The sequence below is a fragment of the Burkholderia sp. D-99 genome (assembly GCF_011605345.1).
Taxonomy (GTDB): domain Bacteria; phylum Pseudomonadota; class Gammaproteobacteria; order Burkholderiales; family Burkholderiaceae; genus Burkholderia.
Genome location: NZ_JAAOXM010000005.1, coordinates 405,929 through 429,012, shown reverse-complemented (window position 1 = coordinate 429,012; position 23,084 = coordinate 405,929). Strand labels below are relative to the sequence as shown.

Annotated in this window: 19 protein-coding genes and 1 pseudogene; 13 read left to right on the top strand and 7 right to left on the bottom strand. The window is 63.2% G+C overall.

Annotated elements, in window-relative coordinates:
- Positions 1–48: 48 nt before the first annotated feature.
- The 4 genes from HAV18_RS21470 to HAV18_RS21455 all read right to left on the bottom strand — a co-directional run bounded on the left by HAV18_RS21470 (position 49) and on the right by HAV18_RS21455 (position 3,263).
- A complete protein-coding gene (locus tag HAV18_RS21470; RefSeq protein ID WP_166959460.1) occupies positions 49–900 on the bottom strand; it encodes a hypothetical protein in 852 nt (283 codons plus the stop codon).
- A gap of 311 nt (positions 901–1,211) precedes the next feature.
- Positions 1,212–1,787, bottom strand: coding sequence for a chloramphenicol phosphotransferase CPT family protein (locus tag HAV18_RS21465; RefSeq protein WP_166959457.1), 576 nt, complete (start codon positions 1,785–1,787; stop codon positions 1,212–1,214).
- A 105-nt stretch (positions 1,788–1,892) separates the two neighbouring features.
- Positions 1,893–2,609: an alpha/beta fold hydrolase gene (locus HAV18_RS21460; RefSeq protein ID WP_166959454.1), complete on the bottom strand. Its 717-nt coding sequence runs from the start codon at positions 2,607–2,609 to the stop codon at positions 1,893–1,895.
- A gap of 252 nt (positions 2,610–2,861) precedes the next feature.
- The gene (locus tag HAV18_RS21455; RefSeq protein ID WP_166959451.1) at positions 2,862–3,263 is read right to left on the bottom strand and encodes a hypothetical protein; all 402 of its coding nucleotides are present in this window, start codon (positions 3,261–3,263) and stop codon (positions 2,862–2,864) included.
- A 611-nt stretch (positions 3,264–3,874) separates the two neighbouring features.
- Between HAV18_RS21455 and HAV18_RS21450 the strand changes: the two genes are divergently transcribed.
- Positions 3,875–4,798, top strand: coding sequence for a recombination-associated protein RdgC (locus HAV18_RS21450; protein ID WP_166959448.1), 924 nt, complete (start codon positions 3,875–3,877; stop codon positions 4,796–4,798).
- Between the two features lie 185 nt (positions 4,799–4,983).
- Here HAV18_RS21450 and HAV18_RS21445 read toward each other — a convergent pair.
- Positions 4,984–5,406: pseudogene (locus HAV18_RS21445) on the bottom strand (IS5/IS1182 family transposase); the annotation flags it as partial.
- A 62-nt stretch (positions 5,407–5,468) separates the two neighbouring features.
- On the opposite strand from HAV18_RS21445, the gene HAV18_RS40295 reads away from it, so the two are divergent.
- The 6 genes from HAV18_RS40295 (at position 5,469) to HAV18_RS21420 (ending at position 11,738) form a co-directional block, all read left to right on the top strand.
- Entirely contained in the window at positions 5,469–5,597 is a 129-nt protein-coding gene (locus tag HAV18_RS40295) for a hypothetical protein (RefSeq protein ID WP_347814781.1), read from the top strand.
- A gap of 335 nt (positions 5,598–5,932) precedes the next feature.
- The gene (locus tag HAV18_RS21440; protein WP_166959445.1) at positions 5,933–6,445 is read left to right on the top strand and encodes a heme-binding protein; all 513 of its coding nucleotides are present in this window, start codon (positions 5,933–5,935) and stop codon (positions 6,443–6,445) included.
- Between the two features lie 483 nt (positions 6,446–6,928).
- Positions 6,929–7,519: a sugar dehydrogenase complex small subunit gene (locus HAV18_RS21435; protein WP_166959442.1), complete on the top strand. Its 591-nt coding sequence runs from the start codon at positions 6,929–6,931 to the stop codon at positions 7,517–7,519.
- Positions 7,520–7,524: 5 nt separating this feature from the next.
- Complete coding sequence (locus tag HAV18_RS21430) at positions 7,525–9,177, top strand: GMC family oxidoreductase (protein ID WP_166959440.1); 1,653 nt, start codon at positions 7,525–7,527, stop codon at positions 9,175–9,177.
- 4 nt (positions 9,178–9,181) lie between these two features.
- Positions 9,182–10,693: a cytochrome c gene (locus tag HAV18_RS21425; RefSeq protein WP_166959437.1), complete on the top strand. Its 1,512-nt coding sequence runs from the start codon at positions 9,182–9,184 to the stop codon at positions 10,691–10,693.
- A 583-nt stretch (positions 10,694–11,276) separates the two neighbouring features.
- Positions 11,277–11,738: a hypothetical protein gene (locus HAV18_RS21420; protein ID WP_166959435.1), complete on the top strand. Its 462-nt coding sequence runs from the start codon at positions 11,277–11,279 to the stop codon at positions 11,736–11,738.
- A gap of 213 nt (positions 11,739–11,951) precedes the next feature.
- Here the strand turns inward: HAV18_RS21420 and HAV18_RS21415 are convergent, their stop codons facing one another.
- Complete coding sequence (locus HAV18_RS21415; RefSeq protein WP_166959432.1) at positions 11,952–13,376, bottom strand: PLP-dependent aminotransferase family protein; 1,425 nt, start codon at positions 13,374–13,376, stop codon at positions 11,952–11,954.
- A gap of 552 nt (positions 13,377–13,928) precedes the next feature.
- Here HAV18_RS21415 and HAV18_RS21405 point away from each other — a divergent pair.
- Positions 13,929–16,106, top strand: coding sequence for a DUF4132 domain-containing protein (locus HAV18_RS21405; protein ID WP_166959429.1), 2,178 nt, complete (start codon positions 13,929–13,931; stop codon positions 16,104–16,106).
- Positions 16,107–16,116: 10 nt separating this feature from the next.
- On the opposite strand, the gene HAV18_RS21400 is transcribed toward HAV18_RS21405, so the two are convergent.
- Complete coding sequence (locus tag HAV18_RS21400) at positions 16,117–17,529, bottom strand: PLP-dependent aminotransferase family protein (RefSeq protein WP_166959426.1); 1,413 nt, start codon at positions 17,527–17,529, stop codon at positions 16,117–16,119.
- 230 nt (positions 17,530–17,759) lie between these two features.
- On the opposite strand from HAV18_RS21400, the gene HAV18_RS21395 reads away from it, so the two are divergent.
- The 5 genes from HAV18_RS21395 to HAV18_RS21375 all read left to right on the top strand — a co-directional run bounded on the left by HAV18_RS21395 (position 17,760) and on the right by HAV18_RS21375 (position 23,070).
- Positions 17,760–18,989, top strand: a complete 1,230-nt coding sequence (locus HAV18_RS21395) for an FAD-binding oxidoreductase (RefSeq protein ID WP_166959423.1) — start codon at positions 17,760–17,762, stop codon at positions 18,987–18,989.
- Positions 18,990–19,027: 38 nt separating this feature from the next.
- Positions 19,028–20,179, top strand: a complete 1,152-nt coding sequence (locus tag HAV18_RS21390; RefSeq protein ID WP_166959420.1) for a branched-chain amino acid ABC transporter substrate-binding protein — start codon at positions 19,028–19,030, stop codon at positions 20,177–20,179.
- Positions 20,140–20,454 (top strand): hypothetical protein, encoded by a 315-nt coding sequence (locus HAV18_RS21385; RefSeq protein ID WP_166958850.1) that lies wholly within the window; start codon positions 20,140–20,142, stop codon positions 20,452–20,454. Before HAV18_RS21390 ends, HAV18_RS21385 begins: the two co-directional genes overlap by 40 nt.
- Positions 20,455–20,601: 147 nt before the next feature.
- Positions 20,602–22,425, top strand: a complete 1,824-nt coding sequence (locus HAV18_RS21380; protein WP_166959417.1) for an AAA family ATPase — start codon at positions 20,602–20,604, stop codon at positions 22,423–22,425.
- 3 nt (positions 22,426–22,428) lie between these two features.
- The gene (locus tag HAV18_RS21375; protein ID WP_166959414.1) at positions 22,429–23,070 is read left to right on the top strand and encodes a 4Fe-4S single cluster domain-containing protein; all 642 of its coding nucleotides are present in this window, start codon (positions 22,429–22,431) and stop codon (positions 23,068–23,070) included.
- Positions 23,071–23,084 lie beyond the last annotated feature (14 nt).

The window sequence follows — 23,084 nt, the reverse complement described above, 5'->3', positions numbered from 1 at the left end:
TATCGCTGCAGCCTCTGTCCAGGAAACCGGGGGACAGCCACCTTGTCATCAACCCAGCGCAGCATAAGTAACCTGCCATTCGAACCAATCGATGCTGTCGCGAGGGTCGTTGGCTACCGCTTGAATCGTGAAGCTTTGTGGCGTCGGAAAGTCCACACGCAATCCCGGCCAGGGTTCCGGCTTAGGATCGTTCTTGTAGATATGAATCGGCAAGACCGTCACCGAAACAATACCGAAACCCGGTGGAATCGTCGGGTTAATACGTGCAGGCAGATCGGCGCTACCTGTTACGCCGGAATTCCAGCCAATTCGGGTCGGGCTCGCGCCTTGACGTCCCAGAAAAGTCTGCCATAAGAACCAGTCGATACTGTCACGCGGCTTCGTCCCGTCCGAACTGAGAAATATCGAGCCGGATTCCGTAAATTCGGCAATCAGGCCGGCCCACGGCTCGGGATTCGGATCATTGGAGTAAATATGAATTGGTAGAACTGTGACCCCGGCAATGGCCTCATTGGGGGAGATTTGCGTATTGATTTTCTGTGGCAACGAAGCGTTCGAGGTCACGCCGGATTTCCAGCCTCGCGGCTGATAGCCCGCCGGTGCGGTCCCATACGTAACCTGCCACATGAAAAACTGGATTGAATCGCGCGGATTATAAGGCTCGGCCGACAATATGAATCCGCGTCCGTCGGTCGTGAAGTTGGTCTGTAGCCCGGGAAACGGCTCGGGATGCGGGTCGTTGGAATAAAGGTGAATGGGCAAGACCGTCAGCCCCAAGATGATCGTGCCAGCTGGTAACGGCGGAAGTACCGAGATAGAGCCCTTTTGCTGCAGAGTGTTGTCGACCGTTCCGGAAATCCATCCCGAAGGAGAAAATCCGGATACTCGATTGTCTGACATGGCATGCCCCGTTTTGAAAGGTAGTTTAAGAAGCCCCTCATGCACGCTTACATTACTGCTACAACAGTTGCGCTTAATTTTTTGTGTAATTCATTTTCGACAACTGATCGATTATTTTTTATTGTGAATGCAAGGATAATAGTTATGAAAATCGCGCAATGATACCTGTCAATCCTGGCAGGGCGAAGCCGATGATGTGGCGCGTATTGTCGTTACACGATCGGTCGATAACCGATGCGAAGCTGACGTCCAAATGTCGGTTCAGCAAGATAGGCGAACGACGCTACATGGCCGACACCTGTCCATATGGGTTACCGGAAAAACTGCTGGTGCATCTTCGTGAATGCAGCGGGTGTCGGTCGGGTTTCTAGCCACTCCAGAACCTGCTGACCGCATTCGGCACCGTTCGAAGACGATGTGTCCACCACGTAATCGTAGTGCCGGTTAGCGTGAATCGAGTGAAACTGAGACTTGGCGAGTCCGATCTTACGGTCGCCACGGGCCTGTTCGCGTTCGATCAGGACTTCAAGCGCACAGGAAACACCAATAATAAGTACCGGTAGCTCGGTCAGGTCTTCAAGCATGTAGCGCCACGCATCGGACGATAGAACGTGATCGACGATCACGGCCTGACCATGTCTGGAGAAGGTGGCGGCCGTGGCATTGATCGCCCGACACAGGGCTGCCAAGCGGATCTCTACCAACGGCTTCTCGACGTCCCAATAGTTGGCAGGCTCCATGCTCCGGAATACATCAAGCTCGACGTGCAAAGGATGCTCGTCCAGGTTCTCGCGTAGATATCTGGACAATGTGCTTTTGCCCGAGCTGCTCGGACCGTTGAGTACGACGATAACCCCGGGGGGGCGCAGCGTTTCTGTAATCGGCATTTGGGGCCCTGTCGACGGCCTGCGAACGCAGGAAGCCGGTCGATTGTCGTCCAGGTGACGCACGGTGTCGAACAACCGTTCGTGGCCGGCAGTTTCGGCCTTTTCTCATCCGACTACGATACCGTGGACACGGCTGCCTACGACTTGCTCTACCAGCCAGCGTCGAGCAATGTCAGTGCAAGACGATGGCCGCTCCAGCGTCGGAAAATGCCCGCATCCTTCGAGCGACTCGAATCGAGCATGCGGCATCAGCCTGGCGATACGAAGGCCGACATCGACCGGAACGAAGCGATCTGCCTTGCCCCATATGAGAAGTGTTGGAATCTTGCTCGTTGCCAGCGTCGACCACCGATCCGAGCGAGTCAGCGTAGCATCGGACTGTCGCGCAAACATGTCCGAACCGGTATCGCGCGCCATTTGAACAAACGCTGCTCTCGACCGGACATCTTCCGGAGGAATGGCGTTCTCGGCGAATTCGGCGATCACTTGCTCATGCTCGCCCGCCCGAATCCTCCGGCTGGTGGCGCGAACAACGTCCGGATGCGGATGCACACCCGGCTGACAATTCATCAACCAGAGTCCACGTATACGTTCAGGCGCTCGGGCCAGCACTTCCATCGCGAGACAGCCACCGTAGGCCGTCCCTGCAATGATGAATGGGCCGTCAACGGAGGCAAGCAGGCTCTCGGCACTGTCGGCAAACGTAGGACAACCGAGCACCCGGACAGACGGCGCAACCAGATCGCTCAACCTTTCGAGTTGATGGGCATACATGCGTTCGTCGCACGGCATTGCAGGCAAGAAGACGAGCGGTAGTGGCATGGTTACATGCGAGGACAGGTTGGACGACGGCGGAAGCGGGTTCGCGACCTCGTGCAATCAGGCAAGGCTATGAAGATTGTCGAGGATATCAACCGGATCGTCGACAGAGCGCTTCTGGTCGCGCCCTGAAGCTGGGGCATGTAACGCTCGCGAGTCCCGTTGTCCATGCGCAGCCTCGCGATCATGAAGCGTAGCCACACCGGGGAGCCTCTTTCCGTTGGGCCGCGTGGGTTCAAAAAGTCAACGGACAAGCTACCCGAATACCCGAGCCCATACCGCCCGAAGGCGTCGCGCACGGTCCTCGAGGAGATAGGAGGCCACCAGCGTCAAGAGACCTGAAATCGCCCCCGTCACGATGTGCTCGACATACGGAATACGGTAGTGACTCGTGTGCGAGTAGGCGTCGCCCAACGTCGTCAGGCAGCCAACAACCAGCGCATTGCCGTATCGATGCGCGTAGAGTTTCACCGCGGGCGTGAACGTCAAAAGTACAGCCAGGAGTCCGGTAAGCAGACCTGTATGAAATGCGATAGTCCAGTGGGCAAGGCTCATGATGTTGCCCCAGCTCCCCGGCATGCAGGTCATGCACGCACTGGTCGGCTGCCAGAAGCGCTGGATAAACAGTCTGACGCGGTGCTTCCACTCGGTTGACATGATGCATTCCCGTCAATTCCGTTGTCACGGCCAACGCCGCCACACGTATCGTTGAAGCGGCTTCCCAACCCTTCAACGCGCTTGCCGCCCCCGTCACGGATGGGCTGCCCGTGTGCCAGAGAGGCCGAGCAATGACCTGGACGTGGGGGGAATACTACTCCACGATTGGACGCCCGCTGTTTAGACCGAGACCGGCATTCAACGCTTGCATCTGTCGGTGCGATCCCGTCCACGGCGGGCATCGAGCGTTGCGCTTTCGCGCGAAGTCGACGTCCGGCATCGACGGCGAATTCAACCGGTCGAAGCAACAGCTTGACGGAATCGTTCGGCCGGCGTGTCTTATCGGAGCGCTGACTACAGCCTCAGCGTCCTTGCGAATAATCTTTACCCACATCACGAACCAGGCCTGGCGTTCGACGAATGTCGCCATCCGGCCATTGGCGTTGCCGAACAGCAGATCTCGGCCGTGCCAGGGCGTTCACTGATTGATATGACATCGCGGATGTTCGTGCGGCCCTCGGTCGTCAGTGTGTGTAGACGCGATCGACGCATGGCCGCAACACCTCCCCGTCATATAGAATGGCACGCTTTGCCGCTTTGCCCGCCCTCCTATGTGGTTCAAGAATCTTCAGCTTCATCGTCTTCCGGCCCCTTGGGCCGTTACCCCCGACCAGATGGAAAAATGGCTGGCGCCCTACGCGTTTCAGCCGTGCAACAGCATCGAGATGCAGCGCTTCGGATGGGCGTCGCCGCGTGACGACGGCGCGCTTGTGTATTCGAACAACCGGCAGATGCTGCTGGTGTTTCGTGCGGAAAAGAAGCTGCTACCGGCGTCGGTCGTCAATCAGGTGACCAAGGCCCGGGCGCTTGAAGTCGAGGAGCAGCAGGGCTTCAAGTTGGGGCGCAAACAGTTGCGCGAACTCAAGGAGCAGGTTACCGACGAACTGATGCCGCGCGCGTTCAGCATTCGCCGCGATACCCGCGTGTGGATCGACACGGTGAACGGCTGGCTCGTCATCGATGCGGCTTCGCAAGCGCTTGCCGACGACATTCGCGGCCTGCTCGTCAAATCGATCGACCCGTTGCCGCTCGCCAGCGTTCAAGTGGCGCATTCGCCGGTCGCCGCGATGACGGACTGGCTGCTGTCCGGCGAAGCGCCGGGCGGATTCACTGTGGACCAGGACGCCGAGTTGCGCTCGAGCGGCGAAGGCGGCGCCACGGTGCGATACGTCGGCCACGCGCTGGAAGCGAACGACATGCGCCGGCACATCGAGGCCGGCAAACAATGCATGCGCCTCGCGATGACCTGGAACGACCGGATCTCCTTCGTGCTGACACCATCGCTGACGATCAAGCGTGTGACGCCGCTCGACGTGATCAAGGAAGTGACGGATCCCACCGCGCAGAACGACGACGAACGCTTCGACTCGGATGTCACGCTGATGACGGGCGAATTGGCGCGAATGTTGACCGATCTCGTCGATAGCCTGGGTGGCGAGCAGCACGACGCGATGAAACAAGCGGCAGCGGCCTGAACTCCGTCGGCTGTCGAGGATCGTCGCTCGGCGACGGCGCAGCTTCGCGCTGACGCGACGTTTCGATGAGAACCGTCGCCGCTCTGGCGGCGTGTCGCGCCTCGCTGGCGATCTTCGACATTAATCGTTGTCAGTGACCATTTGCGGATCGACTCCCGACATTCACCATGAGACCCGGGGCAGCATCAATAGCCGACACGCGATAAAAGCCGCCGACACGAGTCTTCCACGAATCGCGAGCAGATTCGGCCGCAGCCAGGAAGAGCAAAGCGAGGCGAATATCGCGGCAACACTCGACGCAAATACGGAGCTTGCCGAACCCTGCGAACCAGGCATGCGTTCGCTCGACGGCCCAGCAATGCCGTCCTGACTGCTCGCTGCTTTCCACGCCGCGACGGGTGATACGGGCCTTGACGCCACGCCGTCTCAGATAACGTCGGCAACGTGCAAACACAGCCCGCGAGCAACTTGCTCGGACGTTTGTGCGGCTGGCCGTTCAGGCCAGGTACCGCCGGAATGGCATCAGGTGCGGGCTCGAACGTCATCGATTCGTGCCGATTGGCACCAGCGACCGTGACAGTCAGCAGGATGCCTCGTGCGTCCACTAAAGATGCCGTTCAAAGCGGCTCGATCATCGACCGTACGCCGCCGTCCGCCCCTGGGCGAAGGCATGAACTTCAGAATCGGCGGTTCCCGCGCCACCCATAACGCGTTACTGATTCACGCGGTGCGCCGTCGCGCGCGTCACAGCCAGATCGTGCGTGATGAACAACAGGTTCAATACGATCAAGCACGATGATCCCCCGGCTGGCCGTACGACATCCAGAAACCTCGTGGCGATACACGTCGGCCATGCACGCGCAAATCTCCGACTCGAACGGCGCGCAATAGCGACACGCGCCGTCCCGCTCCATCGACGCTTCGTGCCGGCAGTCCGCGAACAGTTCGCCGGTGCCTGTGGTGTTCGCAGTTGCCCCGCTTCACTGCACGTTGGCCCAGGATGCAATATATTTTCCCCGTGATCGCGACATGTCCCGGCAATCGAGCCAGGAAACTCATCGTTGCGGGATCGCATCGTATTCATTCTCATTGACCGGCGCCTGAAATAATCAGGGGCACTTGTATCATCAATCTATGTTTTCGAATAAATTCCGGATCCTCATCGCGGCCAGCGCAATTTTCGCGGCTCATGCATCAGCACAATCCGCCGCGTCCGCCCCCATTCCCGAACAACTGCCGTATGACATCCCCTACGGCCCGCCCATTACGCTGACGCAGGCGCGTACCGCCATGGCCGCGGCCGAAACGGAGGCACGACGCCGAAACTGGAAATACGCGATTGCCGTTGTCGACAGCGGCGGGAACCTGGTCTCGTGCGACAAAATGGACGGGACGCAACTCGCCTCGGTTGAAATCGCGGAAGCCAAGGCGCGCGCATCGGCCCGATTCCGCAGACAGACCCGGGATATGCAAAGCGCCATCAACAACGGTGCGACAGGTAACCTCAGCATCCCGGGAATCCTCGCGGGCGAAGGCGGCATCCCGATCGTGATCGACGGGCACCTGATCGGCGCGATCGGGGCCAGCGGTGGCGCGGGTGTGCAGGATAGTGTCATCGCGGCCGCCGGCGCGGCGGCAATCAAGTAAGGCGCGCGTCCATCGCGCGTGTCGCGAAACCGTATCGTTGCCGACGCTCGCGCTGCCGCTGAACCGCCCATTTCGGCAATACAACAGTCTAATTCTGACGTTTTAATTACACTTTTCTTTCACGTTTGTTTTAAGCCGGTCGCAGTACGCCGATGCCGCGTTGAAAATACGCGAATCGTGCGATATCGATACACTCCCCCGTTGCAATGAAATTTGAGCGCGACACTGGACGCTCGAATGGAACCGGTTCCATAATCTCGTGCCCGAACGCTGTCTCGCCTGAACAGATAAAAACCTCTGCATGCGGCGTGTGCAATACTTTGTTCAGCCGGCAATGGTCGTTTGCCGATGCGCTCGGACGGGTAACGCAGCGCCGCGGGGGGGACGCATTCGGGTCGTTTCGGCCCGGAGCGGCTCCCGACGCGGAACATTCGGAAGAAAGAAAACATGCGAGCAACGTCTCGCGGAAAAGACGAAAACGACATGGCCCCACACAAACATGAATCGCGCATCCTCGCGCGCGCCGGCATGACCCGTAGAGCGGCGCTGAAAGTGATGGCCGCAGCGCTGACGCAAGTCGGGCTGCTCACCGCCGCGCCCGGATACGCACTCGCGCAGCAGCCGTCCCTCGACACCCGGACCTTTCTCGCGCTGTCGAAAGCGCTGACAGGCCATGCGAATCTCGACCCGACGACGGCTGCGCGCCTCGTCGACGCATTCCGACGCACGGACCCCGGCTTTGCCGCGCGTGCGGCTGCGCTGGCGCAACGCGTCCGCACCGGCCAGACACCCGCGCAACTGCTGGCCGATGCCGACGGCGCGGGCCTGCACGACACGGCGCTCGCGATCGTCGCCGCGTGGTACACGGGCACCGTCGGTCATGGCCAGAAGGCCGTGATGGTTGCCTATGCCGATGCGCTGATGTACGACACCGTCCACGACGGAATGAGCGCACCGACCTATTGTTCGAACGGCCCGCTATGGTGGACCGCCGAGCCGCCACCGGCCGACGTCGCGCCGCCCCGCAAAACGGTTGCGTCAGCAACTACCCCGCACCCGCAAACGCACGCCTGAACCTCATGAGAACTCCTGTATTTGAATCGAACGGCGACGTATCGGCCGACGTCGTGATCGTGGGCTCCGGCGTGGTTGGCGGCCTGATCGCCGACCAGTTGGTCAGCCAGGGTCATTCGGTGCTGATCATCGAATCGGGCCTGCGCATCGAGCGTGGGCAGGCGGTCGAGAACTGGCGCAACATGCCCTTCGACAATCGCGTGGGCTCCGACTTCCAGGGGCTCTACCCGCAGGCGGCGAATGCGCCTGCCCCGCTCTATTTTCCGAAGAACAACTACGTCGGCCTGAGCGGAAGGGATGGCCAGAGTTTCCAGCAGGGCTATCTGCGTACGGTCGGTGGCACGACGTGGCACTGGGCCGCGTCGAGCTGGCGGCACCTGCCGGTCGATTTCCGGATGAAGTCGGCTTATGGCATCGGCCGCGACTGGCCGATCTCCTATGACGACCTCGAGCCGTACTATTGCCGCGCGGAAGAGGAAATGGGCGTCGCCGGGCCAAGCGATCCGGCCATGCAGTCGCCGTCGCAGCGCAGCCGCCCCTATCCGATGGACATGGTGCCGTGGGGCCATGGCGACCGGCGCTTCGCCGAAATCGTCAACGCGCATGGCTACCGGTCGATCCCGATTCCGCAGGCGCGCAGCACGCGGCCGTGGCAAGGCCGCCCGGTCTGCTGCGGCAACAACAATTGCCAGCCGATCTGCCCGATCGGCGCGATGTACAACGGCATCCACCACATCGAGCGCGCGGAGCGCAAGGGTGCGAAAGTGCTCGCCGAATCGGTCGTCTACAAGATCGACACCGATGCGAACAATCGCGTGACGGCCGTGCACTGGTACGACACGTCGCACAAATCGCACAAGGCGAGCGGCAAGATGTTCGTGCTCGCGTGCAACGGCATCGAGACGCCGCGCCTGTTGCTGCTGGCCGCGAACGAGCGCAATCCGCACGGCATCGCGAACGGCTCGGACCAGGTCGGGCGCAACATGATGGATCACTCGGGCTTCCACTGCACGTTCCTCGCGAACGAGCCGATGTGGCTCGGCCGTGGCCCCGCGCAGAGCAGCTGTATCGTCGGCCCGCGCGACGGCGATTTCCGCGGGCAGTATTCGGCGAACAAGATGATCCTGAACAACATCTCGCGCGTCGGGCCGGCCACGCAGCAGGCGCTGAAGCTCGGCCTGGTCGGCAAGGCGCTCGACGAGGAAATCCGGCGCCGCGCGATCTACGGCGTCGACCTGTCGATCAGCCTCGAACCGCTGCCGGATCCGAACAACCGCCTGACGCTCAGCAAGACACGCTTCGATCCGCTCGGCCTCGCGTGCCCCGACATCCACTACGACGTCGGCGACTATGTGCGGCGCGGCTACGACGCGGCCTGCAAGCAGCTCACGCATATCGGTAGCCTGTTCGATGCGGTCGAGTTCAACATCACGACGTCGCTGAACGCGAACAATCACATCATGGGCGGCACCATCATGGGCTCCGATCCGAAGAACTCGGTCGTCGACGGCGACTGCCGCGCGCACGATCATGCGAACCTGTGGTTGCCGGGCGGCGGCGCGATGCCGTCGGCGTCCGTCGTCAATACGACGCTGTCGATGGCAGCCCTCGGCCTGAAGGCCGCGGATTCGATTTCCGCGAGCCTCGCGAAGGGTTGATTCGATGACACAGACGATCCAACGACCACTTCGCACGCTGCGCGGCGCCGGCTACCGCGCGGCCGTCGCACTCGCGGTGCTCGGCAGCGTCGGCGGCACGCCCGCGTTCGCGCAGGACGCAGCGACCGGTGCGGCGCCGACGCCGACGTCGGCCGACGCCGCGCTGATCGAAAAAGGCCATCAACTCGCGATCGCAGCGGACTGCATGGCCTGCCATACGGCGCTCGACGGCGGCAAGCCGTTCGCGGGCGGGTACGGCATCGCGTCACCGATGGGGCAAATCTATTCGAGCAACATCACGCCGTCGAAAACGGCCGGCATCGGCAACTATACCGAGGCGCAGTTCGCACGCGCGCTGCGTGAAGGCGTACGCGCGGACGGCGCACGCCTGTATCCGGCAATGCCGTATACGTCGTACAGCGGCCTCAGCGACAACGACGTGCACGCGCTTTACAGCTACTTCATGCACGCCGTGAAGCCGGTCGACGAACCCGCGCCCGCGACGAACCTGCCGTTCCCGTTCGGCATGCGCATCGCGATGACGGGCTGGAACATGCTGTTCCTGACGAACAAGCGTTTCGAAGCCGATCCCGCGCACGACGTGCAGTGGAATCGCGGCGCGTACCTGACCAATGTGCTAGCGCACTGCAGTGCGTGCCATACGCCGCGCAACGCGCTGATGGCCGAAGACTTCGGCCGTAATCTGGGCGGTGCGCAGCTCGGCGCGTGGTATGCGCCGAACATCACGTCGGACCCGGTAAGCGGCATCGGCGCATGGACCGACGACGAGCTGGTGTCGTACCTGAAGACCGGCCGCGCACCCGGCAAGAACCAGGCGGCCGGCCCGATGGCGGAGGCCGTGCAGAACAGCCTGCAGTATCTGTCGGACGCAGACCTGCAATCGATCGTCACGTATCTGCGCAGCACGAAGCCGATTCGCGACGAGCACGAGTCTGCACCGGCATTTGCGCACGGCCGCGCGGTCAGCAGTGAACCGACGTTGCGCGGCACGACCGCGTTGAATGCGAACGGTACGCTGACCACGGGTGAGGCGCTGTTCAGCGGTTACTGCGCGAGCTGTCACCAGGCCAACGGCAAGGGCAGCCCGAGTCAGGCCTATCCGTCGCTGTCGAACAATACCGCCACGGGCTCGCGCAATCCGTCGAACCTGATTGCGGCGATCCTGTACGGTGTCGATCGCGACGCGGGCGGCGAGCACGTTCTGATGCCGTCTTTTGGAGAGGATTCCTACGTCCAGCCGCTGAAGGACGATCAGATCGCCGCGATCGCGAACTACGTGCTCGCGCAGTACGGCAATGCCGACGTGACCGTGACGCCCGACGACGTGGCCGTCGCGCGCAGCGGCGGCCCGGTTCCGCTGCTCGTGCGGGCCCGGCCGTTGATGCTCGCAGCACCGGTGGTTGTCGTGCTGCTGGGGGTCTTCGCAATCGTGTTCCGGCGACGCCGGGCACGTCGTACGGCACGCGCGGGGGTTACATCCGGTGAGATTGGATGATTGAGGGTGTCAGGCATGTCGTTGCTGGACTACCGGCCTTCTGACTTTCGAAAGATTCATCAGTCGTTCAGTCAACGGACATGGATGCAGGCGAGGCGCTCGCGTGAAGTACAGCGCTCGCGTTCTCGCCGCCATCCGGCACATGCAGGCAGCACCTTCCGAGCAATGTGCCGTCGCGTTTGCTTGGCAACGCGTTTCAGTGCGCAGGCTGACAGGAAGACAGGCGCTCTGCGGCCCCGTTCGCGGCACGCATGTTTGAATATTCTGGAATAGCCGGATTTTCCGGCTCCATTTTCGTCGTAGATAATGGTCAGGCCGGTCGACGAAATCGGGAGGCGACCACCTCGAACCAATGCATTGACCTGCTGTAACTCCTTGACGGCGACAACCAGAACAAGTCGCGTGGGATTGGTCTGAGGGGCGAGCCTCAATGCCGAGTTTCTCTACTTTTGATGCGGACTACTTCTTGGGCCAGGGTCAGAAGCACTCTGCGTGAACGTGATTTACAAAAGTTCATTCCAGGTAATCGCCATAATGGGTCGAACCAGAATTAAAGTGTTATGCATGACAGGACTCGCAAAACATGAAGTACGAGCAACTTAAAAGCCTTGAAGAGTATCTGGAAAAAGTGGAAGCCGCTCTTCTACAAGAGGAGAGGCGAATCTCCTTCAAGTATCCGCAGCAAAGCATCTCACCTTGGAATGCCCAGCAACTCGACGCGGAAAATGAGTCTACTCTTGATCTCGTTGCAGGATGCGCCAACGTTTACGCGATATTCACTGCACCTAGAGATTCCAATGTCTTCACCCTCAGATACATCGGAAAAACAACGAGAAAGCTTGCGCGCCAAAGAGTCCGCAACCATTTAATAAAAAAGAACGAGAGAACCGGAGCAAAACTCGAAAACATCGTTACACATGTTCAGTCAGGTGGACTGGTGAAAATTTCCTGGGTCACAATCGAACCGGAATCTCTTCGCAACTACATTGAAGAGGAGCTAATATCACGACACAAGGAGGCTGACTGGAATCGTGAAAACAAATAACAACTGGTTCAGATCGTTCGCTTTGCTCACGGGGACGGGCTAAAGCCCACACCTTAACCAAACGTTGAGCGGCCGCTTTCCCCTCGATTCACCGACCGATCCTGGCCGAACGCCGCCAAATCGCATCGCACTCCCCGCCCCGCCGCCAAACCAAAAACAAAGCCGGCCCAAGGCCGGCTTCGTCATTCCCCCGCATGCAACAACACGCGCCCATCACTTCATGCAAGCCGAAGCCAGCTTCCCCACCGTAATCACCGCCTGCTCGATCTCCGGCGACCACGGGCTGCTGTAATTCAGCCGGATGAAGTTCCGGTAGTTGTCCGTGATCGAGAACATATAGCCCGGCCCGATCGTGATCCCCTGCTCAAGCGCGAGCTGGTACAACCTCATCGCATCGACCTGCGCGGGCAACTCGACCCACAGCACATAACCACCCGCCGGGCTCGAAATGCGCGTGCCTTCCGGGAAAAACCGCGACACCATCGCGCGCATCAGGTTCGCCTGCTGCGCATACGCCTTGCGCAAGCGCCGCAGGTGATGCTCATAACCGTCGCGTTCGAGAAACTCCGCGATCGCGAGCTGCGGCAACGACGGCGTCGCGAGCGTGTTCAGGAACTTCAGCTTCTCGACCTGATCGCGATAACGGCCCGGCAGCGCCCAGCCGATCCGGTACGCAGCCGTCAGGCTCTTCGAGAACGACGAGCAATGCAGCACGATCCCGTTGCGGTCATAGGATTTCAGCGAACTCGGATGCGCATCGCCGAAATACAGTTCGTTATACACACCGTTCTCGATCAGCGGCATCCCGGCCTTCGTCGCGAACTCGACCAGTTCGCGCTTGCGCTCGTCGGGCATCTGGAAGCCGAGCGGGTTCTGGAAGTTCGGCATCACCATGCATGCGGCGATCGGCTGCGACTTCGCGATCGCGGCCAGCGCCGCGATGTCGATCCCGTATTCCGGATGCGTCGCCACCTCGATCGCCTTCATCCCCATCCGCTCGATCGCGTGCAGCATCGCGTAGAACGTCGGCGACTCCACCGCGATCGTGTCGCCTGGCTTCGCCACGGCCTGCAGGCACAGGTTGATCGCCTCCGTCGCGCCGACCGTCACGATGATCTCGTTCGGGTCCACCGACATCCCGTTTTCCAGATAGCGTCGTGCGATCTGCCGGATCAGCCGCGGATGCCCGGGCGGCAGCCCGTCCGTCACGCCCCACAACGACTTGTCGCGGCCGGCCGCATACGCGTAGCGGTTCAGCTTTTCGAACGGGAACAGGCTCGGGTCCGGATACGGCGAGCCGAGCGGCACCGCGTCGTCGGTGCCGATCGAGCGCAGCGTCGACAGCACGAGCCGGCTCACGTCGACCGACGACGAGATCGCGATCGGCTTCGACGGCCGCAGCTCGCGCACCGGCGCATTGCGGTCGTCGCGCCGCAGGTTCACGAAATAGCCGGACTGCGGGCGGCTCTCCAGCAGCCCGCGGCTTTCCAGCAGCAGATACGCGTGCAGCACGGTCGTGATGCTGATCCGGTGCTGCTGGCTCGCCTGCCGCACGGACGGAATCCGGTCGCCGTGCCGGTACACACCCTGGCGGATCAGGCGTTCGATGTCGTCCGCGAGTTTTTCGTAGAGTTTCATCGCGCGCCTCCCGCCGGCCTGCGCAGCCGCACCACCCCGCCGTGTGCGTCCGACACGCACGTGTTTCGCCCGCTCGCCGGGCCGTCGTGATTCCTGATCTTTCCCTCCGGTTTTGCCTTTTCCATCGCACTGGCTCGCTCTTGAAGATGCGCCAACAGGGTTCCGGTACGACTGGATCTGCGGCACTGTGCCCTTGATGATGGAATCTTAAGAGCAGAACAGTTGGCGACGAGTACACACATCGACCGCGCGAACAAGAGTACAGTTCGGCGCGAATCGCGCATGGCGGGAAAACTGTACGTCTTATGAAATGGCTGGGCGGCCGGAAATCTTGCGCGGCGTGGCCGGATCGGCCCGGAACGCCCGCCGCGCGGCCTTTCGCCCGGTTGCATGAATTAGGGTGCAATACTGTGCGTCCGCTCGGTTTTCATTACCGGAGTCAGACCATGCAGTACACGATCGAACACGCATCCGACCTCGGCGGCGTGATCCGCGCCGCCCGGAACGTACAGAAATGGCGCCGGAACAACGCAGCCGGCAAGGAGGCCGCGGATGACTGATCGCGCCCTCGTCGACCAGCTCGTCGCGCGGCTGACCGGCAGCGCCGACCATCCGCGCTTCGCCGGCACGCCGATCGACCTGTCGACACTCGACGCACACACGCTCGGTGCAGTCTGGCCGGCCCTGCGCCGTGTCGAGCACGAGATCCTGGTGCGCGACCAGGCATTCGATGATCCGCGCGCCAAATTCGCGCACTGGCTGCACCGGCAGATCGATGCGCTCGGACTCGTGCCGCTCGTCGACGCCGATGCCGCACTCGAACTGTTCCGCGACATCCCGGCCGGCGACTGGAAACGCGCGCTGGAGGATTTGCCCTGCCTCGACGCGCTGCCGTCGCCCGCGCTGCAGGCGGAGCTCGCACGCATCGCGGGCGAACCGGAGGAAGGCGGCGTGCGCTCGGCGTCCAGCACATATGGCGTGTATACGCTCGACCGGTTCGCCGGCCGCCGTGACTTCTCCGCCCGACGCGACGAGTATGCGCACGCGCTGGCGGATTCGCCGTATCGCGTGCGCGAACTCGACGTGCTGCCCGAACTCGGGCTGGCCGCACTGCTCACGCTGGCCGCGACGAACAACGGCTACTTCACGTCGAGGCGGCTGTGGCTCAACTTGAGCGATCCGGCCGTCACGCTCGCGGAAGACGCCGCGTACGTCGCCTTCGCGCGCGATGCGCTGACCGAGGCCGCGCGGCAGATCGCGGCACTCCATGCGGGCGCCGTTCCCTACGAGGCCGATCGTGCGTTCACGACCGACGACGCACAGGTCGTCGCGCGCGCCGCCCGCGTGGCCGCCTATCGCGACGAAGCATGGCTGCGCCCGCTGATCGGGCCACTGCTGACCGGCGTGTGCGTCGCGCCGACGGCCGCGAAGACCGCACCGTCACAGTCGCTCGCCATCGCGCTCGGCCACGCGGTCGAGACGATCCCGACACCCGAGAGCGTGCGCGCGCTGCGCGATGCGCTCGCCACCGTGCGTCATGCCGGCGTGCAGAAAAAGCTCGCGCGCAACCTGAAGCCGGCCGAACGCGCGCTCGGCGAGCGGCCGCACACCGCGCTGCGCATGACGCTCGACGCGAAACCCGACAAGAAGCAGCTCGCGATGCTCGCCACCTGCATGGAAGCGGGCTTCTGGCAGTCGATGACGCTCGGCCATGCCGAATGGCGCGAGCGCCTCGTCGATGCGCCGGCCGGCGCCGCGTTCGCCGCGCGCACGATCTGGCACGCGCGCGGCCACGATGGATCGACGCAGTCGTTCATGCCCGACATCGCGAAGGGCAAGGTCGTGCTGCGCGACGCGGCCGGGCACGCGATCGACATCGCCGGCGACAGCGACATCCGGCTATGGCACCCGCTGCTGGCCGATGCGGACGAGCGGCTCGCGTGGCAACGCGCGATCGTTGGCCGCACGCTGCGGCAGCCGGTCAGGCAGGCGTTCCGCGAATACTACGTGCCGGCCGACGGCGACGCGTCGGCCAGCGATTCCGCGATGTTCGAAGGCCACGTGCTGTCGAGCCGGCAGCTGGTCGGAGTCGCACGTCGCGAAGGCTGGTCGATCCGCGCTTACGACGACGGGCTCGTCCGCGAGTTCGGCGACGTGCGCGCAACCTTCTTCGTCGATGCGCGGCTCTATCCGGGCTCGGAAAGCCACGGCACGTCGCGCCGGCTGCATTTCGAACGCCGGCACGAGCGGCGCTGGGTACCACTGCCGATCGGCGAGATCGATCGAGTGGTGTTCTCGGAAGTGGCGCGCGCGGTCGATCTGCTCGTCAGCGTCGCCGCGTTCGCGCTCGACGACGACGCGACACGCGCCGCCACCGCCGCGCTCACGGCCGACCCGGTGCGCCAGCGCGAACGCGAAACGCAACGCTGGCAGCGCCTGAACCGGTTGTCGGATCTGCCGCTGGGTACGATGGCGCAGCATCGCCGGCACGTGCTGTCGCTCGTGTTCGCCGGGCCGGTGACGCAAGGGAAGATGACGATCGGCGAGCGGCATGTGCGCGTCGGCGCGTGGTCGGTGCATTGCGCGACCGGGCGCGTGATGCGCGACGGCGAACCCGTCGATACCGCGATCGAGCCGCCGCCATCGCCGTTGGGCGCGGTGCCGTGGCTGCCTTACGACGAAGCGCTGCTGCAGCGGATCGTCGACGTCGTCGCGGGGTTGCTCGACTGAGCAGCCACCGTCAGATCGAACCGAACAGCGCGCGCGGCCGGTCCTTCAGCGTGCCGGCGAGAATCCGCAGCCCGTTGACGAGCTCGTCGCGCGTGGCCGGGCACGCGAGATTGATGCGCACGCCGTGCTCGATCTCCGCGCGATCGACCGCGAACGTCGACGACGGCATCACGATCACGCCGCGCGCCTTCGCGTTCGCGGCGAAGTCGTCGGCCCGCCACGGCGGCGGCAGGCGCAGCCACACGAACATGCACGCCGGGTCGGATTTCAGCTGCCCGGCCGGCAGCAGCTCCCGCGCGAGATCGACGCGCGCACGGATCTCCGCAAGTTGCGCGCCCATGATCCGCTCGGCGGTGCCGTCCTCGATCCACACGGTCGCGATCAGCATGGACGTGGGGGCCGGCATCCACGCGGTCGTGCGTACCGCCTCCGCGCACAGTGCAACGCTGTCGCGCGGGCAGCTCAGGTAGCCGAGGCGCAGCCCCGGCGCGAGGATCTTCGACGTCGCGCCGATATGAAACGTCAGCTCGGGGCACAGCCCCGCGATCGCCGGCAGCCGGTCGCGCACGAGCGGGCCGTACACGTCGTCCTCGATGATGGTCACGTGGTGACGCCGCGCGATGTCGACGAGCGCCATCCGGCGCGCGAGGCTCATCGTCGTCACGGTCGGGTTCTGCAGGTTCGGCACGACGAAGATCGCCTTGACCGGCATGCGCTGGCAGATCCGCTCGATCTCGTCGGGCAGCAGGCCGTCGTCGTCGGCCGGCGCGCTGACGATCTCGAACTGGAACACCGGCGCAAGCGCCTTGAGCCCGTAGTACGTGAGGCGGTCGGCCACGATCACGCCGTCGGTGCCGATCAGGCTGTTCAGCACCGCGTACAGCCCGTGCTGCGCGCCGCTCGTGACGACCACCTGGTCGCGCGACGGCGTGAAGCCCGGCGCGGCGAGCCACTGCGCGCCGGCCGCGCGCGCCCAGTCGGGGCCCTGCGGCGGCTGGTACTCCTGCAGTGCGGCGAAACGCGGATCGTTCGGCAGCGTGCCGAACGTCTGCGCGAGGCTCGCGAGAAACTCGCCGGTCGCCGGTCGGTTCACGGTCAGGTCGATCACGCCGTTGCCCGCCGCGAGCGACGCGCGGGCCGGCGCGATGCTCGGCATCGCGCCACCGGTGACGAGCGAGCCGCGGCGTTTGCTGCCGATCACGAGGCCGCGCAGCTGCAATTCCTTGTACGCACGGGACACGGTCGACACGTTGATGCCGAGCTCGGTCGCGAGCTGGCGCTGCGGCGGCAGGCGGCTGCCCGGCGGGTACGTGCCGTTGCGGATTTCCTCCTCGATCGAGCTCGATACCTCGACATAAGTCGGCCGCTTCGCCTGCGTCGGCAGGCTGCTGTCGCGCTCGCCGGAAAGTTTGTCTGATGCCATTTGTCGCCTGTGACCACACAAAAAGCGTTTGTCTGCCATTTTGACCTGCTCAGCGATTGTATCCGACATCCCCTCCCCGTCAAACGTCAGTCAAAAAGTCTGTTGAATCAGTCAGTTGGAATCGGGTAAACACTAGCGCCACACAATCTCATTTTGATTGCACACAAAAAATTACTGTGTGATTCTTGATCGCAACTTTGTGTGAATCATGTGGACCGGAGGGGCGCGTCATGGCGAATGTCGCCATCGTGGGTGCAGGCTTCATCGGGCTCGGCGCGACGGCATGGCTGCAGCGCGACGGGCATCGCGTGACGCTGTTCGATCCGGCCGGCGTCGGCCAGGGCGCGTCGTTCGGCAATGCCGCGACGTTCGCGCCGTACGGCTGCGTGCCGGTGAACGGCCCTTCGGTGTTCCGCAACCTGCCACACTTCCTGTTCGCCGCCGACAGCCCGCTGCGCATCCGCTGGCCTTACCTGATGCACGGCGCGCCGTGGCTCGCGCGGTTCCTGCTCGCATCGACGCCCGCTCGCCACGTACGCAGCGCGACTGCGCTGGCCGCGCTGCTGTCGCGCGCCGCCGACGGCTATGCGCCGCTGCTTGCCCCGTCGCGGCTCGCGGCGTTCGTGCGGCCGCGCGAATGCCTGTACCTGTATGCGCAGCAAGCGTCGTTCGACGCCGCGCAGCCGTCGCTCGCGCTGCGGCGCCGGCTCGGCGTGCCGTTCGAGACGCTCGACGCGAGCGCGATTCGCCGGCTCGAGCCCGCCCTCGCACCGATCTTCACGCGCGGCGTGCTGTTCGTCGGCAGCTGGCACTTCTCCGATCCATGCGGCTTTCTCGGCGCACTGTTCGCGCACCTCGCCGGCGACGGCGCCACGCTCGAACGCGCGCGCGTCGAGCGGATCGAGCCCGCCGGCGACAGCGTGAACGTGCATGCGGGCGGCACCGTGCGCGCGTTCGATCACGTCGTCATCGCCGCGGGCGCCCGCTCGCGCGAATTCGCGGCCGCATGCGGCGACACGGTGCCGCTCGATACCGAGCGCGGCTATCACGTGCAGTTCGGCGCGCACGAGCCGATCGTCACGCGGCCGGTCGGCTGGGCCGAGCGCGGCTTCTACATGACGCCGCTCGACGAAGGGCTGCGCGCGGCCGGCACCGTCGAACTCGGCGGCTTCGACGCGCCGATGAATCCGTCGCTCGTCGCGCTGCTCACGCGTTCCGCCCGCGAAGCCGTGCCGTCGCTCGGCACCCCGACGCGCAGTTGGCTCGGCTTCCGGCCGACGCTGCCGGATGGCGTGCCCGTCATCGGCCGCGCGCGGAAGAGCGCGCGCGTGATCCATGCGTTCGGCCATCAGCATCTCGGCGTGACGCTCGCCGGCATCACCGGGCAAATCGTCGCCGACCTCGTCGCCCGGCGCGCACCGCCGCTGGACCTCACGCCGTACCGGGCCGCGCGATTCTGACGCGCGCCGCGACTTTCACCACTGCAAGGAGAGGCATCATGAATCGTCGTAACTGGCTGGTCTGGCTGGCCGTCTGCTCGATCGGCACGGTCGCCGCATCCGCGCAGGCCGCGGATCCGGAAACCGTCAAGATCGGCTTCGCCGGCCCGCTGACGGGGCCCGTCGCGCGCGTCGGCAAGGATCTGCAATACGGTGCGCAACTCGCACTCGACGAAGAGAACGCGAAACATCCGACCGTGGGCGGCAAGCCCGTGCGCTTCGTGCTCGACGTGCAGGACGACCAGGCCGATCCGCGCATCGCGATCCAGGTCGCGCAGAAGCTCGTCGACGACGGCGTGGTCGGCGTGATCGGCCACTACAACTCGGGCTGCAGCATTCCCGCGTCGGCCGTCTACAAGCAGGCGAACGTCGCGATGATCACGCCCGGCTCGACCAATCCGCAACTGACGATGCAGGGCTTCAAGAACGTGTTCCGCACGATGGGGCACGACGGGGTCGGCGGCGTGGTGGCCGGCCGCTTCGCGGTCGAGCAGCTGAAAGCGAAGCGGATCGGCATCATCGACGATCGCACCGCATTCGGGCAGGGGCTCGCCGACGCGTTCGAGAAAGGCGTGAAGGACGCGCACGGCAGCATCGTGTCGCGCGAATACACGAACGACAAGGCCGTCGATTTCCGCGCGATCCTGACAACGATGAAGAGCAACAACGTCGACCTGCTGTTCTTCGGCGGCCTCGACGAACAGGGCGCGATGCTCGTGAAGCAGATGCGCTCGCTCGGCATCCGCGCGCAGCTGTTCGGCGCGGGCGCACTGAAAAGCAACGCATTCCTGAAGATTGCCGGTACCTCGGGCGAAGGCACGCAGGATCTCGAACCGGGGCCGGCGCTCGACAAGCTGCCGTCGGCCGTGGCGTTCGCGCAGCGCTACAAGGCGCGCTTCAACCAGGATGTCGAGCTGTATGCGCCGTTCTCTTACGATGCGGCACTCGCGATGATCGCGGCGGTACGCAAAGCCGATTCGCTCGATCGCGGCAAGATCGTCGCGAGCCTGCCCGGTGTGTCGGTCACCGGCGTGACCGGGAAGATCTCGTTCGACGAGCGTGGCGACCTGATCAAGCCGCCGTACACGCTGTTCCGCGTCGAACAGGGGCAGTGGCACAGCATCCGCACCGTCGGCGGCGCGTCGAACTGACGCCCGGCGGCGCGACCGGAGGCCACACCGTCATCGCGCCGCCTGCTGCCGCTGCACCTCCTGCGCTTTCATCTGCATATATGCGCCGCGTTCGACCTCGTGCAGTTGCTGCGGATATTGCTCGGTTGCATCGAACCAGCGCGCACACTCTGAAACCCGCCGAACTCGCGCTTGGCGAGCCACGGCCGTCGCCGCTGCGCGCGGTAATGCAGTTGCCTTACGACAGGGAGTTGCTGCAGCAAATCGTCGATGTCGTCGCGAACTTATTGGGCTGAACGGAAAAATAAGCGTGACCGTCGATAATCATGTCTCGGGGCGTAGAAATAAATCGACTCGTTTCCGGTCCCCTATTCATTCGGCATATATCGGCCGGGCGGCTATGATAACGTTTTGCTTTCGCTTTCTTTGCGAGCCTTCACGACATGCCTGCCTACGTCAAACCAAGATGGTTACGGGATCTGCTTCGTTTCCTTCCGTTGAAAAGCCAGTTCGTGCTATCGGGAAACGTACGCGATTTACAGGCATGTGAAGTTGCCCCCGAAGTTGTGACAGCGCAGTCTCTGGTGAGCACGCTCGGCGACAATCTCCGGGAGACGGGCTATGCGCAGTTGGTCGTCTGGAACCCGATTTCAGGCTTCACGGTACCCGACAGCCGGGTGCCACCAACAGAGCCAGCCGATGAAACCCTACGACGTCTTGGATTGACACCGGTCGATGGCATGGCTCCGGGCGGCATCGACGCGCTCACTGCGTGCCTTGAACGCCAGGTCACGTTGCCCGGCCCGCCGCTTGCCCTCGTCGTCGATTTTGCTTCTCGATTGGCGATTCGCACCGAAACGCTGAGCCCGGCCGAGCACACACTGTTCACGCGCGCACTGGTGCTGGCTCATATGGCTGCGCCACGCCCCGCAGGAGAACTGCGACGTCCGTTTTTCAATACCGTGATCTGGATTGTCGACAAGGAAGGCGATCTGCCAGACTGGTTGCTGATTGACAATCCGCGCATACGGCATATTCCCGTTTCAAAACCCGACAGCGCCGCGCGTCGGGCGTTGGCCGGCGCATTGCTGCGTGGCGTACCCGGTGCCCAGACCACGACACCGGAGAGTGTTGCCGAGGCAGAATCCGCATTCGTCGACGGTTCCGAGGGATTGCTGCTCGCCGACATGAACGCGATCGCCACGCTCGCCCGCGTCGAGCAAGTTCCCCTCGATAAAATTGCCGACGCCGTACGGCGCTATAAAGTGGGTGTCACCGAGGATCCGTGGCAGCAAATCGACCGCGACAAAATCCGTCACGCCGACACCTTCATTCGCCGGCGTGTTAAAGGGCAAGCGCACGCAGTCACGCACATGCTTGACCTCGTCAAGCGCGCCATGACGGGTGTAGGTTCTCAGCGAAAAGGAAACCGGCCGCGTGGTGTAGCATTCCTCGCCGGCCCGACTGGCGTCGGAAAAACGGAACTCGCGAAGACGATCACGAGCCTGCTGTTCGGTGACGAGAGTGCCTACATTCGCTTCGACATGTCGGAATTCAGCGCGGAACACGCCGACCAGCGGCTCATCGGCGCTCCACCCGGCTACGTTGGCTACGACGTCGGCGGAGAATTGACGAATGCGATTCGAGAACGCCCGTTCAGCGTGGTGCTCTTCGACGAAATCGAAAAAGCGCATCCGCGCATTCTCGACAAGTTTCTGCAAATCCTCGATGACGGCGTGCTGACGTCAGGGCGCGGCGACCGTGTGTACTTTTCCGAAGCGTTGATCGTTTTCACATCAAACCTTGGCATTTATCGCCAGGACGAATCGGGCCAGCGCGTGCCGAATGTCCAACCAGGAAACGACTTTGCGGAAATCCAGAAGAAAGTACTCGGGGAAATCCAGCAGCATTTCAAGCTGGTCCTGAACCGGCCCGAAATCCTGAACCGCATCGGCGAAAACATCATCGTCTTCGACTTCATCCGCGAGGATGTCGCAACCGATATCTTCGAGCAGATGGTCCGTTCCGTGCTCGACGACGTCGCCTCCCAAGGCATCGTCGTCGACCTGGACGCCGGTTCCAAGATAGCGCTCCAAGCGAAATGCCTCGGCGATCTCTCCAACGGCGGCCGCGGCATCCGAAACCAGATCGAAGCGCATCTGCTCAACCCGCTGGCACGCGGCCTGTTCGATCAGGATGCGAACGCCGGCGATCGGTTTGTCATCTCGGGCATCGACTCGGGTTCGTTCCAGTTGCAAAAGTGCTAGGCCATGGACATCCGCGTTTCACGCCTGCACTTTCCCGTGACGACACTCGGGCCGGGGCAGCGGATCGGCATCTGGTTTCAGGGTTGCACGATCCGATGCCCGGGCTGCATTTCAATGGATACCTGGGCAAACGCCGGAGGCGAAACCACCGTAGGTGCCATATTGGCCCAGGTCCAAACCTGGTTGCCTGAATCAACCGGCATCACGATCTCAGGTGGAGAGCCGTTCGATCAGCCCGATGCGCTGATTGCGCTCCTGCGTGGCCTACGGCAGCTATCCGCAGGCGACATACTCGTCTACAGCGGCCACGCGATCGAGTTCTTGGCCGATACTCTGGCTCGAGCCGACGGCCTGATCGATGCGCTGATCTCGGATCCGTTCGACACCGCTGCCCCGCAGACACGTCCTCTGCGCGGCAGCGACAATCAGCGGCTGCATTGCCTCACGGCACTCGGCCGCACACGTTTCGCACAGTACGAACACGCGCCACACACTGGCAAGACACTAGACGTCATGTTCGACGAGGATGGTAGCGTCTGGTTCGCGGGGATACCGAACCGTGACGATTTTCAACGATTGAGAGACCTATTGACTGATCAGGGTCATCACGTCCGGATCAGTGCCGACAAGGCGAGAAATAGATAAGACAGGAAATGTCA

Coding starts and splice junctions, on each gene's coding strand:
- HAV18_RS21470 (WP_166959460.1), bottom strand. CDS start 900: ATGTCAGACAATCGAGTATCCGGATTTTCTCCTTCGGGATGGATTTCC.
- HAV18_RS21465 (WP_166959457.1), bottom strand. CDS start 1,787: ATGCCGATTACAGAAACGCTGCGCCCCCCCGGGGTTATCGTCGTACTC.
- HAV18_RS21460 (WP_166959454.1), bottom strand. CDS start 2,609: ATGCCACTACCGCTCGTCTTCTTGCCTGCAATGCCGTGCGACGAACGC.
- HAV18_RS21455 (WP_166959451.1), bottom strand. CDS start 3,263: ATGTCAACCGAGTGGAAGCACCGCGTCAGACTGTTTATCCAGCGCTTC.
- HAV18_RS21450 (WP_166959448.1), top strand. CDS start 3,875: ATGTGGTTCAAGAATCTTCAGCTTCATCGTCTTCCGGCCCCTTGGGCC.
- HAV18_RS40295 (WP_347814781.1), top strand. CDS start 5,469: ATGAACTTCAGAATCGGCGGTTCCCGCGCCACCCATAACGCGTTACTG.
- HAV18_RS21440 (WP_166959445.1), top strand. CDS start 5,933: ATGTTTTCGAATAAATTCCGGATCCTCATCGCGGCCAGCGCAATTTTC.
- HAV18_RS21435 (WP_166959442.1), top strand. CDS start 6,929: ATGGCCCCACACAAACATGAATCGCGCATCCTCGCGCGCGCCGGCATG.
- HAV18_RS21430 (WP_166959440.1), top strand. CDS start 7,525: ATGAGAACTCCTGTATTTGAATCGAACGGCGACGTATCGGCCGACGTC.
- HAV18_RS21425 (WP_166959437.1), top strand. CDS start 9,182: ATGACACAGACGATCCAACGACCACTTCGCACGCTGCGCGGCGCCGGC.
- HAV18_RS21420 (WP_166959435.1), top strand. CDS start 11,277: ATGAAGTACGAGCAACTTAAAAGCCTTGAAGAGTATCTGGAAAAAGTG.
- HAV18_RS21415 (WP_166959432.1), bottom strand. CDS start 13,376: ATGAAACTCTACGAAAAACTCGCGGACGACATCGAACGCCTGATCCGC.
- HAV18_RS21405 (WP_166959429.1), top strand. CDS start 13,929: ATGACTGATCGCGCCCTCGTCGACCAGCTCGTCGCGCGGCTGACCGGC.
- HAV18_RS21400 (WP_166959426.1), bottom strand. CDS start 17,529: ATGGCATCAGACAAACTTTCCGGCGAGCGCGACAGCAGCCTGCCGACG.
- HAV18_RS21395 (WP_166959423.1), top strand. CDS start 17,760: ATGGCGAATGTCGCCATCGTGGGTGCAGGCTTCATCGGGCTCGGCGCG.
- HAV18_RS21390 (WP_166959420.1), top strand. CDS start 19,028: ATGAATCGTCGTAACTGGCTGGTCTGGCTGGCCGTCTGCTCGATCGGC.
- HAV18_RS21380 (WP_166959417.1), top strand. CDS start 20,602: ATGCCTGCCTACGTCAAACCAAGATGGTTACGGGATCTGCTTCGTTTC.
- HAV18_RS21375 (WP_166959414.1), top strand. CDS start 22,429: ATGGACATCCGCGTTTCACGCCTGCACTTTCCCGTGACGACACTCGGG.